The organism is Alcaligenes pakistanensis (assembly GCF_014652815.1).
GTDB classification, from domain to species: domain Bacteria; phylum Pseudomonadota; class Gammaproteobacteria; order Burkholderiales; family Burkholderiaceae_B; genus Alcaligenes; species Alcaligenes pakistanensis.
In genome coordinates this window covers 921607-934638 of sequence record NZ_BMZN01000001.1, presented here as the reverse complement: position 1 = coordinate 934638, position 13032 = coordinate 921607, and the positions used below count along the sequence as shown (strand labels likewise).

The following is a 13032-nucleotide window of genomic DNA, read 5'->3' as shown; positions in this document are numbered from 1 at the left end:
GTTTGGGCTTTTTGAATTTGGAGCGGGAGACGAGTCTCGAACTCGCGACCTCAACCTTGGCAAGGTTGCGCTCTACCAACTGAGCTACTCCCGCATTTTTTACTGCACTACCGACTTGTGACCAGAATTACTGGAGGCGCAAGCCGGAATCGAACCGACCTAGACGGATTTGCAATCCGCTGCATAACCACTCTGCCATTGCGCCGTGGTCGATTAAAAAGGGAAGCCTGGGCTTCCCTTAGGAATCTGGAGCGGGAGACGAGTCTCGAACTCGCGACCTCAACCTTGGCAAGGTTGCGCTCTACCAACTGAGCTACTCCCGCATATCTGCTGTGCAGATGGTTTGCTTTAAGCAGATGTTAATCCGTTTTCAGCGTTTTACTTGGTAAGTACTGCTTACTAAGTAAAGAAAGCTAGTTTAGAGTGGCTGTATTTGTTTGTCAAGTGTTTTTGGTTTTTTGCCGAAGCTTTTTACCAGTGGCGCTTAACAAACTTGCCTGTCTTTAAACTGCCTGCGCTGCGAAACTGACGCTGCCTTCAAGCAAGAACGTAACTATAGATGGGGCTCATTGAGCTTGTCAATAGATCCTGCAATTTTTCACGGGAAATCTCCCGACCGAGCTATGCTTATTGCTTTCTTTGATCGTGGACAGAGCCGTGGACAGGCAGCGTAATGTGGATTTGAGCTCTTTTAATACCTTGGGCCTAAGCAGTCGTGCCCGCGATCTGCTGGTGTATGACGATGTTACCCAGCTGCCCGCGTTGCAAGCCCTGGTTGAACAAGGGGAGCGCATCTTTGTGCTGGGTGGCGGCAGCAATGTCGTGCTGGCCGAGCAAGTGGACGCCTTGGTGGTCAAAGTTGAAAGCAAAGGCATTCGTTTAGTGGCTCAGCAAGATGATGCCTACATTGTGGAAGCGCAGGCTGGTGAGTGTTGGCATGACTTCGTGCAGCACTGTTTGAATCAGGGCTGGCCCGGGCTTGAGAACTTGGCTTTAATTCCCGGCACCGTGGGTGCGGCGCCTGTTCAGAATATTGGGGCTTATGGTTTGGAGCTAGAGCAGCGCATTCATAGTGTGCTGGCCTGGAGCTTTACAGAAGGCCAGGAAGTGGAGCTGTCTGCGGCGCAGTGTGGCTTTGCGTATAGAGACAGCCGTTTCAAGCGCGATCCAGCAGGTAACTGGTTGATTCTGGCAGTGCGTTTTGCCTTGCCGCGTCAGTGGACGCCAGTGCTGGAGTATCCCGATTTAAACAAGCAAGCGTATTTGGCGGGTGAACCCGATCCACAAACGATTTTCCAGGCGGTTTGTGATATTCGTCGTCAGAAACTGCCTGACCCCCGTGTCTTGGGGAATGCCGGGAGTTTCTTTAAGAACCCCGTTGTGCAGGCTGAGCAGCGCGACGCTTTGAAGCAGCAATGGCCGAATCTGGTGTCTTACGAGGTCGGACAGGGCCAGTGCAAACTGGCGGCTGGTTGGCTGATAGATCAGTGTGGCTGGAAAGGGCGGCGCGATGGTGCCGTGGGCGTGCATGATCGCCAGGCTTTGGTGCTGGTTAACCATGGTGGCGGAACCGCGCATGACATCGCACGCCTGGCACAAGCAATTCGGGCTTCAGTCCGGGAGCGCTTTGGAGTAGAGCTGGAACAAGAGCCCGTTGTGGTGACTTAAGCGTCAGCTGCTCCCCACCAGCGCAGTGTTTGTGCAAGATGGTGGCGGACGGCGTGCATGGCCGCTTCGGGATCGCCAGCCTGAAGCGTATCCAGAATCTGCAGGTGTTCTGTCATGGCTGGCACAATGCGCTCGGGTAAAGGGCGGCGCGAGTGTTGCAGTACATTGATGCGATCACAGTTTTCTTCATAAATTGTGATGGCCGAGCGGTTGTGCAGCGCCTGGGCCAGATAGCGATGTAAAGCCCAATCCACTTCCATGGCCTGAATCTGCAAGGCAGTCGTCACGACGCCGCTTTGTGCCTGTTCAAGAATCTTCTCGTGCTTGCTACGCAAGCTATCCAGTGCCGATTCCTTGGCACGGCCTGCCAATATCCTGGCTCCCTCCTGATCGAATACACAACGCAGCTGGAAGCATTCCCGCAGCGCTTCGCTGGTTGCTTCTAGGACCAGAACGCCTCGCTTGGGCAGTATCGACACCAGGCCGGCGGCGGCGGCGCGTTTAACGGCCTCGCGCACGGGAGCCAAGGGAAAGTCGCTTAGTTTCATGAGTTCAGCCATCGATACCATCTGCCCCGCACGTACCTGCCCTGTAGCCAATAAGTGACGAAATGCCTGGAATGCCTGGGTGGCCAGCAAGGTGTCATCAGAGGAGGAGGGAATACTCATTTAGCGTCTCCGTTTTGTACTTATAGGGGTTTTGCGGCTGCTTTTGTTTATCCGGTTTTAATTATAGTTGGTATTTCATATGTAATATATTTTGAAATATTAGATGGAATGTTAGTTTGCTTGGCGGAGTTCTAACAGGTGCTGGTTCTGATAAAACACAGGAGGCGACTACGTGGTTTTTATCCAGAGTTCTCTATGGTCTGGTTTTAGTGCCATTGCCTTGACTGGTTCATGGGAATGGCGCGGGCATTGACCCATTTGATTGGCAATTGCGTAGGAACCGTCGTTGTTGAGGCCGGGGAGGGCAAGGTGGATCGTGAGCGGGCGCATGCTGTGCGGGATGGTCGAGTACAGGTTGATCTGAGTGGGGATGGCAAGGCTAATTGAGGTCAGCCATTTAGAGGTTAAAAACCCGTATCAGCGTAAAAGGCTGATACGGGTTTTTTATTGTCGGGGGCTTGGCCCCGTGGGCGACAAGCTATCGCTTAGCCGTGTTACGCCGAGACTTCCTCCAGGGATCGCCCCTTGGTTTCTACGCCCAGAGCGATCACCACCAAAGCAGCGATGGAGAAGGAAATAGCCCCTAGCGTGAAGACACCGGAATGTCCGGTCCACGGCAAGATAAAACCCACCAGCAAAGGCCCGAGCAAGGAGCCCAGTCGGCCAATAGACGAAGCAAACCCGGCCCCGGTGCTGCGTGTGCGGGTGGGGTACAGCTCGGGGGTGTAGGCATACAAGACCGACCACATGCCAAACATAAAGAACTGCATGCACAGACCAGCGCCGATTAGCTGGGCTACGGGGGCTTGGCTGGTGGCGACATGACCATAAATAAAGGCACACAAGGCACTACCGAACAGCATCAAGACCATAGTCGCTTTGCGGCCCCATTTCTCCAGTAACCAGGCTGCGAAGATAAAGCCTGGAATCCCCGCCAGAGAAATGTAGATGGTGTAGGTCACAGACTTGGTGACTTCATAACCGGCTTGCTGAAGCAATGCACCCAGCCAGGTAGTCAGGCCGTAATAACCCAGCAAAGAGAAGAACCACAACATCCACAACATCAGGGTGCGGCGAGCGTATTGGCCTTGCCACAGCTGAGAAAACAAGGCACCACGGTTCAGCTTCTCGCGAGGGGTGGGTGGCAGGGGTGAGGGCAGGGCTTGGCCGCCATTGGCTTGAATGACTTTGCTTTCAAACGTGCTGGTTACCAGTTCAGCGCGCTCGTTATGGCCTGCTTCTTCCAGCCAGCGAGGGGATTCGGGTACGCAACGACGAATGACAAAGACAAACAGGGCAGGGATGGACAAGGCAATGAAAATGCCGCGCCAGCCTATGTAATCCAGACTGAAAAAAGTCAAAATGCCGGCGCAGATAAAGCCCAGGGGCCAGAAGCCTTCCAGAATCGCAATGTAGCGACCGCGGCTTTTGGCGGGCACGATTTCGGAGACCATGGCCAAGCCGATGGGAAACTCCATCCCCATGCCAAAACCCAACAACACCCGGAACGCCATTAACTGTTCGATGTTTTGAGACAGGCCACAGGCCAGGCTGCCTACGCCCCAGAAAATCATGCTCCATTGGAAGACGGGCTTACGGCCGTATTTATCTGCCAGAATGCCGGCAATGGCAGCGCCTAAAAACATGCCCAGAAAACTGGAGCTGGCCAGCATGCCCGCTTGCGCGGTGCTCAAACCCATTTCTGCTTTGATGGAACCTAAAACGAACGTCATGATGCCCAGGTCCATAGAATCAAAGAACCAGGCGGTTGCGATAATACCGAACAGCATGCGTTGATAGCGTGTCATGGGTAATCGTTCAAGCCGATTAGCCACATTGGGGGAAAGCTGGGCTGTCATAGGTGTCTCCTGTCGTTCCGCTCTGGTGGCGGGTTTTATGTGTAGGTGACCTGCCATCAGACTAAGGCAGGCCTTTTTTCTTCTACTGATATATTACATGGATACTAGTGGTATTTATTTCAGGATTGAATAATGGTATGTACTTAGCTGGCTAATTATTTATGTTGACTGCGCCAGCTAAGGTGCCTTCAAAAGCGTGTTGAATAATGCGTGCGTAAGAGCGGGCGCAGTCGGCAACGGGAAAGGCTTTGGCCAGTCGAGTCACTTGCAAGGCATCGGTTCGCAAGCGCTCCAGTTGATGCTCTTGCACACCGCACTGACTCAGGTCGGAAGGAATATCCAACTGCTCGACTAGCGAGCGTATATAGGTGGGTAGTGCCAACAAAGTGTCATCGGGATGGCCTGGTGGCATGCCCAGCAATTGGGCAACTTCCAGCAACTCCCGTGCGCGGGTTTCACGTAGTTCATCCAGCACATAGGGCAGCAGGACGGCATTGGTGGTGCCATGCGACTGATGCGTCAAACCGGCCAGCGCGTAGGCAATGCCATGCACGGCATTCAGGCCGGCAGTGCCATAGGAAAGCGCTGCATAGTAGCTGGCGCTGGCCATGCCATCACGGGCTTCGGTATCTGTGCCGTTACGGTAAGCGCGCAACATGAAGGCTCCGCACAGGCGTATGGATTCACGTGCAAACATCATGGTCAGGGACGAGCGGCCGCTATAGCCGGGGTCCGGGCTGCCTGCGCGATCGAAGTCGCTGGCGTCTTGTGTGACAAAGGATTCGATAGCGTGGGTCAGGGCATCAATTCCGGCGTCTGCAGTGACGCGCGGTGGGCAGCTATCGCTAAGTTCGGGGTCTATGACTGCAATGGCAGGGCGCAAGGTATTGCCCATCACAGCGATTTTGGTCGCATTGTCCGGGTCGAGCAGAATGGCGCCCGGCGTGGCCTCTGAGCCTGTGCCGGAGGTGGTAGGTAGGGCAATCAATGGCAGGACTTGGGTATGGGCAGGCCAGACGTTGCTGTATGCGCGAACTGACGCTCCCGTTGGCACGGTCAGACACAATGCCTTGGCCAGATCTATATTGCTGCCACCTCCCAAAGCCAGGACGTGATCGACAGGATGCCCAGCCAAATGGGCCCGTATTTGCACAGTGGCCTGATCGCACAAGGTGGTCGAGGGGTCAGGTTCACCGCCATCAAAAACCACGACTTCGATGCCTAATTCCCGACAGGCGGCAATATGGTCCTGGACCCAGCTGGTTTGAATCGTAAAAAATCGATCTGTGACGAGCAGACCGCGACGCCAGCCTAAATGGGCAATCAGTGCAGGCAGCTCATGGCGGCAGCCACGACCCATCAGAGTGCGTGGGGGAGGGCAAAAGAAAACGTGCTTGTTCATGTAGGAGTCCTTGCGGTGTGAAGGGAGCAGAAGTGGTCTATCAGGGAAGCAATCAAGCTGCTGTGGGAGCCCAGAATGCTGTGACCGGCTTGGGGCAGGCTATGCAAGGTGGCTTGCGGCAAGGCTTGAGCCAGCAGGCGGGCGTGTTCAAAGGGGCAGTCCTGATCTTGCTCGCCGTGAATAATTAAGGCGGGCAGGGAAAGTCGGGGTAGCTGCGCGTACAGATCGTGCTGGCGATTGGCCAACCAGGTCCAGGCAACATCTTGATGACCCGCTGCGTCGCTCAGGCCCAGTCTTTGTTCTCGTTCGGCAATTTCTTGCAACAGGGCAGGGGTGTCTTGCGCCTGAAACCAGTGGGTTTTGTTCAAACTGGCCGTGCCTGATAACAATACGAGGGCCTGAGGGAGCAGGGCCTGTTCGTCGAGCAGTGTCAGACAGGCTTGTAGAACGACGGAGGTCCCCAGGCTCCAGCCTGCCAAGATATATGGGGTGCCTTTGGGCAGCGCCTCGATGTTGGCGCGCAAATCCTGTACGTAGCAAGCCAGGGCATAGTCTTCCTGGCACGTGCCGCGCACTGCAGCAGCCCGGCCACGCAAATCGGGGGTATGCCAGTCCAGCTGACTTTGGCTGGCCTGCACAACAGGTAGCCAGCTGCGGTGGGTGCCTTGAATCCCATGAACGGTAATGATGGCGCCTTGTTTTGAATTGGGGGCAATGCTCATGTGGCTTCCTGGAGTAGATAAATACAACTAAGATATGAGGTTGTTGCCTAGACTTAGCCTCATCCTCAACAGGTTTCAGCGGGCGTCAGGTATCGGGTGTAAGCAGCAAGTGCTGCGTTTTAAAGGCAGGGTCAGCATGGTTACAAGCAAGCGGAAGGTAGCGGGAAAGGCGAAGGGGCAGATTCTGGATGAAGCCTTGGAGATCAAGGCGTTGGCAGAACCCAAGCCCAAGCTCACGGACATTGCTTACGAGCGTCTGGAAGAGGCCATCATCACGCTGAAGTTGCCACCCGGCAGCATCGTCTCGGAACTGACCTTGAGCCAGATGTTCGAGATTGGCCGCACCCCGATTCGTGAGGCCATTCAGCGTTTGGCGCGTGAGCACCTGATGCTGGTATTGCCGCAGCGTGGGCTCTTGATTCCAGAGCTGGATATGCCTAAACAGTTGCGCCTGATCGAAACGCGACGGGAAATCGAACGCTTGATCTGCCGCAGTGCGGCACGCCGAGCGAATCGAGATCAACGCGAGCAGTTCAAAAGCTTGCATGACGCTTTCCTGGAAACGGCCGCCCAGAATGATGAAGTCAGTTTTATCCGGGCGGATCGGCGTTTGAATGAGCTGGAAATTGAGGCCGCACGCAATGAATTTGCGGAAGGGGCCATGCGCCTGACGCATGGCCTGTCCCGACGCTTCTGGTTCTGCCACTATCAGCAAAATCCGGATTTGTCGGAGATGTGCAGGCTACATGCCGATTTGGCGATGTCCATTGCCGGGGGCGATATGGACCAGGCCGGACAGAGCCTGGATCGCTTGATGGATTACATCGAAGAACTCGCCCGCACGACCTTGATCTCCAGCTTGTAGAGAAACCGCGGGGCTTAGCCGGTCAGGCCACGTTGCAAGGCGTGGGCCTCGTCGCTTTGCAGGGCTGGGCCATCCGTGGTGTCACCCGTGTCCTCAAAGCGGAAGCGGCGAATAATGGGCTTCAGCTCTTCCTTGATGTGCTTTTCGCTATAGCCGTTGAACAGGTGACCCAGCAGACCGCGGCGCAGATCTGTGGTGCCCATGGCCCAATCTGCGATAGGGAAAGTCAGGTTCATGTTGTACTTCATCATGATGCCCTGATTGTGATGAGCCGTATGGTGACGACGGATGGTGTTGATAAAGGGCATATTGCGCACAAAGCTGTTTTCATGCACATGACAGCAGTAGTGAAAGGCTTCATACACCAGGTACTGCGCCACCATAGTCATGAACACAAAATAGCCTGCATTGGGGTTGATGACCGTTGCGGCCAACCAGCCCAGGATTCCACCCCCCACTCCCAGCGTGGCCAATACGCGCCAGGGGAAAAACACAATCCGAAATTCCTTGCTGGAATCAATGGTGGCCTCATTGTCCGTGAAGTACTGATGGTGCTGACGGGTGTGGCGTTCGTAGATTTCTCGCAGGCCCACGATATTGATGCGTCGGTGCATGACATAGCGATGCATGGCCCATTCAACAAAATTACCTGTCAGAAAAACGGGGATGACAATCAGCCATTCCCAGCCCACCGGCCCCAATTGAGTGATGCTGTAGTAAATCGCGGCTAGCCCGACTATGTAGGTCACAACAACGTGAAGAACGCCGTTGTAGGCCGGGCTGATATTGGATTTGTACTCTTCGCGAAATTTGCGTTGGCGTTCGCTCATCATGTCGTGTGTCTCCACCAGAAAGGTTTATTCTTTAAATATCCAACTGACATATTAGTGATATTTTTCTTTGAGTCAAGCAGGGAAAATAGGGAGGAGGCGAATTTTTGGAGAAAGGTCTGAGGAAGAATCGCTGTTTAGGGCTGGGTCAAGCTAGGTGTTATTGGGAGGTAGAAGGCGGGTTTCCGGGTGTGCCTCTGAGCGTGTGCAAGAGTTGTGCTGCAGGGAAGCGACGAGAGGTGGGGCTTACGGCAGTAAGGTGTAAACAGACAGGAGTTTGATTCCAGCCTGAGCAAGAGTCGCCAGAAAAAGGGGGGGAAAGACAGAGACGAGTTTGTTGGGATATAAAAAAAGCCGGCTCGAAAGCCGGCTTTGCTTGCTTATGTGCTAGTAGGCTTATAGGCCCAGCACATCCTGCATGCTGTACAGACCTGTACTTTTATCGCCCAGGAAACGAGCGGCACGCAGGCTGCCATTGGTATAACCGGCACGGCTGCTAGAACGATGCGAGATCTCGATGCGTTCGCCTTCACCGCAGAAAAACACGGTGTGGTCGCCCACAATATCGCCGCCGCGTACGACGGAAAAACCAATGCGGCCGTCTTGACGAGCACCGGTATGACCGTGACGAGCCCAGTCGGCCACATCGTTCAGGGACTCACCCCAGGTTTTGGCAATTGTCTCGCCCATCGCCAAGGCGGTGCCTGATGGGGCATCCACTTTGTTGCGGTGGTGGGCTTCAAATACTTCAGCGTCGTAGCCTTGGTTGAGCAAGGCGGCAGCCATTTCGATCAGCTTCAGGGTGGCATTGACGCCCACGCTCATATTAGGAGCGAAAACAAGGGCGATCTCGCGGCCAGCCGCCATAATCTGCTGTTTTTCTGCTTCGGAAAAACCTGTGGTGCCAATGACCAGACGGGTGCCGTGCTGCAGGCAGGCATCCAGATGGACTAGCGTGCCTTCCGGACGGGTAAAGTCGATCAGGCAATCGGCTTGGGCCAAGGTGTTGAGGTCGTCGGTAATCTTGACGCCGGTGTCCTTACCCAGAAAAGCACCTGCATCTTGGCCGATAGCCTTGGAGCCATTACGGTCCAGGGCAACGGCCAGCGTCAGGTCAGTACTGTTCAAAACAGATTCAATCAGCATCCGGCCCATACGGCCGTCTGCGCCAGCAATGGCAATGCGCATGTATCCTGTGTCCTTAACTTAAAGCGTGGGCTGGGTGCCGGTAACGGTTGGCGTTGGGGCAGCATTATCAGCGTCTGCAGGCGGTGGTGTCTGCTTTTTGCCGGTATCGCTGCGCTCAAAGGGTTGGCGGTCTGGCTGTTCGTCGCCTTCCCAGCGAACCAGGGTGTCACCCTCGAACCAGACGGTGAAAGTGCGCTGCTCGCTCTTGCCGTAGCCAGGCTGGTTCAGGTAAGGATAGTCCCAGCGGTCGGCGTTGAAAATGTCCTGCAGGGTGGGCGAACCCAGTAGATAACGGACTTGCTCGCGAGTCATCCCGGCTTGCAGGCGGGCTACTTGCTCGGCAGTGATCCAGTTCCCCTGCTGAATGTCGGCGCGGTACGGGAAGCCCCATTTAGAGGATCCGCAAGCGCTCAAGGCTGCGGCAGCCAAGGTAGCGGCGAGTATGGCGCGAATGACAGGAGTGAATGAATTGGCCTTCTTCTGCACGAAATGCCCCAGTAGGAATAAAATCGTTATCATATAAGGGTTTAGGAAAAAGCGCATGAATTGCGCATTGAACCGCCTCAAGACGGCCTGGTTTTGTTCCAGAACGGACTTGGGATTCATCCCCATCAAGATGCGATAATTTAGCCATGAACGATCAAAATGAACTGAAGAACATGGGGCTTAAGGCGACGTTTCCGCGCCTGAAGATTCTGGATATTTTTCGCCGCTCCGATCTGGACGGTCAACGCCACCTGAGCGCTGAAGACGTTTATCGTCTGCTTATTGCCGAGGAAGTCGATATTGGTTTGGCCACGGTATACCGTGTGCTGACCCAGTTCGAGCAAGCCGGCATTTTGGTGCGTAGCCAGTTCGATGGCGGTAAAGCCGTGTTTGAGCTGAATGACGGCGATCACCACGATCACCTGATTTGCACCAATTGCGGCGTCGTGGAAGAGTTTACCGACAGCGATATCGAAGCCCGTCAGCACCAGGTCGCCAAAGACCACGGTTTTGTGCTGGAGAGCCATACGATGCTGCTGTATGGCATTTGCCCTAAATGCTCGGAAGCGGGCAAACAGGCTAAGCCTACTCTGCGCAGCTAAATCTGGTTTGATAAGTCCTGCTGGCGTAGGGTCTGATGATTGGGGGCAGGATAGCCAGGATGGCATCCTGAAAAATCAAAGAATAATCAGATCCATGCCACAGGGCCGATCCGGACTGGACAAAAACCACCAGCCGCATAAGCGCTGGTGGTTTAGTCTGCGTTTTTAAAGGCTTAGCGCTGGCGTGCCAGCATTTCTCGCGCATGCTCGCGCGTTGTTTGCGTAATTTCCAGGCCACCCAGCATCCGGGCGATTTCGTCCACCCGTTCGTCTTGCGTTAAAGGGCGAATCGAGGAGAACGTCTGGCCTTGCTCGGTTGTTTTCTCGACTTTCAAATGGTGATTGCCGCAGGCCGCAACCTGAGGCAGGTGAGTCACACATAAGACTTGATGGCGTGCGCCTAATTCTTGCAGTAAACGTCCCACCACTTCGGCGACAGCACCGCCCACACCGGTATCGACTTCGTCAAAAATCAACGTAGGCACACGGGCTGCCTGACTGGCAATGACTGACAGCGCCAGCGAGATTCGGGCCAGCTCACCGCCAGAGGCCACTTTGGCTAGCGGGCGTGGTGTCACCCCTTCATGGCCCGCCACCAGAAACTCGACTTGCTCAAGCCCGTGAACCTGGGGCGCGCAAGCGGTTAGGGCGACCTCAAAACGACCACCTTGCATCGCCATCGATTGCATGGCTTGGCTGACTTGTTTGCTTAGCTGAACACTGGTTTTGCGGCGTGCGCTGCTGAGTTTGCCGCTTAAGTCCTGATAGTGTTCTTCGGCCTGCTGGGCTTTGGCTTGCAAGGCTTCCAAGTCAAAAGATTGTTGCAACTGCTCCAGTTGTTCCTGCCAGCCTTCCAGCAGGCTAGGCAAGGCTTCGGGCTCTACCTTCAATTTGCGGGCGGCGTTGAAAATAGCCGACACGCGCTCTTCCGCCTGGGCCAGACGTTCCGGGTCCAGCTCCATATCGCTTAAATAGCTGTTCAGGTCCGAGGCGGCTTCGGTGATGGCAATCTGTGCTGATTCCAACGCATCCACAATGGCTTGTAGGCCAGGATCATGGCGCAGCAAGGCGCTCATTTCGTGGCTGGCTTTCGCTAGTAGCTGCTGGACCGATGTTTCCTCGCCATCCAGTGCGGTCAGAGCCAAGGCGCTGCCATCAATCAAGGCTTGGGCGTGAGACAGGCGGGTGTGCTCCTGCTGCAATTGATCCCACTCACCAGCGCGCAGGCTCAGGCTGGACAGCTCGTTGATCTGCCATTCCAGACGCTCTTGCTCGCGTCTACCCTGTTCAGCGCTTTGGCTGGCTTGTTCGACAGCCTTACGGGCTTGGCTCAATTGCTGCCAGGACTGGGCCACTTGACGCGCCAGCGGCAAATGACCGCCCTGGCTATCGAGCAGATCGTACTGGCTTTGAGGATTCATCAGGCTTTGGTGGGCGTGCTGGCCGTGAATATCCACCAGCAGTTCGCCCAGCTCGCGTAGCTGAGTCAAAGTAGCGGCACTGCCATTGATGTAGCTGCGATTGCGGCCCTGTTGATCAATCAGACGACGCAAAATCAGTTCGTCCGAGACATCGAAATCGCGCTCGCTTAACCAGGTTTGAATGTCTTGCTCGCAATCGAAGTGCGCGCTGACTTCGGTGCGCGCACAGCCTTCGCGTATCGCCTTAGCGTCGCCGCGTGCCCCTAAGACCAGGGAGAGCGCGTCGATCAGAATGGATTTACCAGCGCCAGTTTCACCAGAAAAGACGGTGAAGCCGGAGTCGAAATCAATCGTGGCTTGATCCACGATGACAAAATCTCGAACGTGCAGGGTACGAAGCATAGGGATGGTTTATTCGGTTTCGTCGTTAGGCAAGGGGATATGGTTCCAACCCAGCTTCTGGCGTAAGGTGGAAAAAAAGCTGTAGCCCTTGGGGTGAATAAAGCGAATGGTGTTTTGGGCGCGCCGCACATCAATGCGGTCGCCCTGCTGACAGTCTGACCAGGTTTGCATGTCAAAGTGCACACTGCCACCTGATTCCACCCGGCCCAGAGCTGTAATGGTCAGATTCAAGGTACCGGTATCGGGCAGCACAATAGGTCGGTGCGACAGGGTTTGCGGCGCCACCGGCACCAGCAAAAAAGCCTTGAGTGAAGGGTGCAGCAAAGGGCCGCTGGCGGCTAGCGCATAGGCGGTGGAGCCCGTCGGGGTGGAGATGATCAGGCCGTCGGAGCGCTGGCGGTACATGAACACGCCGTCAAGCTCTACGCGCAGCTCGATCATGCCACCGCGGCCTGCACGGTTGATCACCACATCGTTCAGGGCCACGCCTGAATACAGCACTTCGCCGTCTCGCACGACGCGGCCTTCCAGCAAGGAGCGCTCTTCAATATCGTATTCGCCCTTTAAAACGCTTAGCAAAGCGTCATTGGCGTCATTTAGGGAAATATCGGTAATAAAACCCAGGCGCCCATGGTTAATTCCGATCAAGGGCACCTTGCTGTGGGCTAATTCGCGAGCAGCGCCTATCATGGTGCCATCTCCGCCCATCACGATGGCCAGATCAGCACGTTCGCCAATTTGGGCATAATCGCCAATAGGAAATTCGGTAATGTCGGCATTCTGGGCGGTTGTGGCTTCAAGCAGCACCGAGCAGCCAGTGTCGACCAGGGTTTTAGCCAGCGATCGGATGGGCGCATCCAAGCCGGAGTCCTGGTATCGGCCAACAATGGCAACCGTTTTGAAATGCATGGGGCGAAAA

Annotated in this window: 13 protein-coding genes and 3 tRNA genes; 4 read left to right on the top strand and 12 right to left on the bottom strand. The window is 55.2% G+C overall.

The window, feature by feature from the left end:
- Positions 1–18 precede the first annotated feature (18 nt).
- The 3 genes from IE156_RS04320 to IE156_RS04310 all read right to left on the bottom strand — a co-directional run bounded on the left by IE156_RS04320 (position 19) and on the right by IE156_RS04310 (position 323).
- Positions 19–94: transfer RNA gene (locus IE156_RS04320), tRNA-Gly, on the bottom strand.
- Positions 95–131: 37 nt separating this feature from the next.
- Positions 132–205, bottom strand: a tRNA-Cys gene (locus IE156_RS04315).
- 42 nt (positions 206–247) lie between these two features.
- Positions 248–323: transfer RNA gene (locus tag IE156_RS04310), tRNA-Gly, on the bottom strand.
- 334 nt (positions 324–657) lie between these two features.
- Here IE156_RS04310 and murB point away from each other — a divergent pair.
- A complete protein-coding gene (murB, locus tag IE156_RS04305) occupies positions 658–1668 on the top strand; it encodes a UDP-N-acetylmuramate dehydrogenase (RefSeq protein ID WP_189391210.1) in 1011 nt (336 codons plus the stop codon).
- Here the strand turns inward: murB and IE156_RS04300 are convergent.
- Positions 1665–2336 (bottom strand): GntR family transcriptional regulator, encoded by a 672-nt coding sequence (locus IE156_RS04300; protein WP_189391209.1) that lies wholly within the window; start codon positions 2334–2336, stop codon positions 1665–1667. The two genes, murB and IE156_RS04300, sit on opposite strands and share 4 nt — an antisense overlap.
- 237 nt (positions 2337–2573) lie before the next feature.
- Here IE156_RS04300 and IE156_RS04295 point away from each other — a divergent pair, with 237 nt between their 5' ends.
- Complete coding sequence (locus tag IE156_RS04295) at positions 2574–2723, top strand: hypothetical protein (RefSeq protein ID WP_189391208.1); 150 nt, start codon at positions 2574–2576, stop codon at positions 2721–2723.
- Between the two features lie 107 nt (positions 2724–2830).
- Here the strand turns inward: IE156_RS04295 and IE156_RS04290 are convergent, their stop codons facing one another.
- From IE156_RS04290 to IE156_RS04280, 3 genes are all read right to left on the bottom strand, one after another.
- Complete coding sequence (locus IE156_RS04290; protein ID WP_189391207.1) at positions 2831–4195, bottom strand: MFS transporter; 1365 nt, start codon at positions 4193–4195, stop codon at positions 2831–2833.
- A 151-nt stretch (positions 4196–4346) separates the two neighbouring features.
- Complete coding sequence (locus tag IE156_RS04285; protein WP_189391206.1) at positions 4347–5597, bottom strand: iron-containing alcohol dehydrogenase; 1251 nt, start codon at positions 5595–5597, stop codon at positions 4347–4349.
- Entirely contained in the window at positions 5594–6319 is a 726-nt protein-coding gene (locus tag IE156_RS04280; RefSeq protein WP_189391205.1) for an alpha/beta fold hydrolase, read from the bottom strand. The genes IE156_RS04285 and IE156_RS04280 overlap by 4 nt, the downstream gene beginning before the upstream one ends.
- A 136-nt stretch (positions 6320–6455) precedes the next feature.
- On the opposite strand from IE156_RS04280, the gene IE156_RS04275 reads away from it, so the two are divergent.
- Positions 6456–7184 carry a GntR family transcriptional regulator gene (locus IE156_RS04275; RefSeq protein ID WP_189391204.1) on the top strand — a complete coding sequence of 243 codons (729 nt, stop codon included), beginning with the start codon at positions 6456–6458 and terminating at the stop codon, positions 7182–7184.
- A gap of 14 nt (positions 7185–7198) precedes the next feature.
- Here the strand turns inward: IE156_RS04275 and IE156_RS04270 are convergent, their stop codons facing one another.
- The 3 genes from IE156_RS04270 to IE156_RS04260 form a co-directional block, all read right to left on the bottom strand.
- A complete protein-coding gene (locus IE156_RS04270) occupies positions 7199–8017 on the bottom strand; it encodes a sterol desaturase family protein (protein ID WP_189391203.1) in 819 nt (272 codons plus the stop codon).
- A gap of 393 nt (positions 8018–8410) precedes the next feature.
- The gene (dapB, locus tag IE156_RS04265) at positions 8411–9202 is read right to left on the bottom strand and encodes a 4-hydroxy-tetrahydrodipicolinate reductase (protein ID WP_189391202.1); all 792 of its coding nucleotides are present in this window, start codon (positions 9200–9202) and stop codon (positions 8411–8413) included.
- An 18-nt stretch (positions 9203–9220) separates the two neighbouring features.
- Complete coding sequence (locus tag IE156_RS04260; protein WP_373296482.1) at positions 9221–9688, bottom strand: outer membrane protein assembly factor BamE; 468 nt, start codon at positions 9686–9688, stop codon at positions 9221–9223.
- A 146-nt stretch (positions 9689–9834) separates the two neighbouring features.
- On the opposite strand from IE156_RS04260, the gene fur reads away from it, so the two are divergent.
- A complete protein-coding gene (fur, locus tag IE156_RS04255; protein WP_189391200.1) occupies positions 9835–10290 on the top strand; it encodes a ferric iron uptake transcriptional regulator in 456 nt (151 codons plus the stop codon).
- 173 nt (positions 10291–10463) lie between these two features.
- Here the strand turns inward: fur and recN are convergent, their stop codons facing one another.
- Positions 10464–12113, bottom strand: coding sequence for a DNA repair protein RecN (gene recN, locus IE156_RS04250; protein ID WP_189391199.1), 1650 nt, complete (start codon positions 12111–12113; stop codon positions 10464–10466).
- Between the two features lie 9 nt (positions 12114–12122).
- A complete protein-coding gene (locus IE156_RS04245) occupies positions 12123–13022 on the bottom strand; it encodes an NAD kinase (RefSeq protein WP_189391198.1) in 900 nt (299 codons plus the stop codon).
- Positions 13023–13032: the final 10 nt, after the last annotated feature.

Excerpts from the sequence above, each read along its gene's own strand:
- IE156_RS04300 (WP_189391209.1), bottom strand. The coding sequence starts at position 2,336 with ATGAGTATTCCCTCCTCCTCTGATGACACCTTGCTGGCCACCCAGGCA.
- IE156_RS04295 (WP_189391208.1), top strand. The coding sequence starts at position 2,574 with ATGGCGCGGGCATTGACCCATTTGATTGGCAATTGCGTAGGAACCGTC.
- IE156_RS04290 (WP_189391207.1), bottom strand. The coding sequence starts at position 4,195 with ATGACAGCCCAGCTTTCCCCCAATGTGGCTAATCGGCTTGAACGATTA.
- IE156_RS04285 (WP_189391206.1), bottom strand. The coding sequence starts at position 5,597 with ATGAACAAGCACGTTTTCTTTTGCCCTCCCCCACGCACTCTGATGGGT.
- IE156_RS04280 (WP_189391205.1), bottom strand. The coding sequence starts at position 6,319 with ATGAGCATTGCCCCCAATTCAAAACAAGGCGCCATCATTACCGTTCAT.
- IE156_RS04275 (WP_189391204.1), top strand. The coding sequence starts at position 6,456 with ATGGTTACAAGCAAGCGGAAGGTAGCGGGAAAGGCGAAGGGGCAGATT.
- IE156_RS04270 (WP_189391203.1), bottom strand. The coding sequence starts at position 8,017 with ATGATGAGCGAACGCCAACGCAAATTTCGCGAAGAGTACAAATCCAAT.
- dapB (WP_189391202.1), bottom strand. The coding sequence starts at position 9,202 with ATGCGCATTGCCATTGCTGGCGCAGACGGCCGTATGGGCCGGATGCTG.
- fur (WP_189391200.1), top strand. The coding sequence starts at position 9,835 with ATGAACGATCAAAATGAACTGAAGAACATGGGGCTTAAGGCGACGTTT.
- recN (WP_189391199.1), bottom strand. The coding sequence starts at position 12,113 with ATGCTTCGTACCCTGCACGTTCGAGATTTTGTCATCGTGGATCAAGCC.
- IE156_RS04245 (WP_189391198.1), bottom strand. The coding sequence starts at position 13,022 with ATGCATTTCAAAACGGTTGCCATTGTTGGCCGATACCAGGACTCCGGC.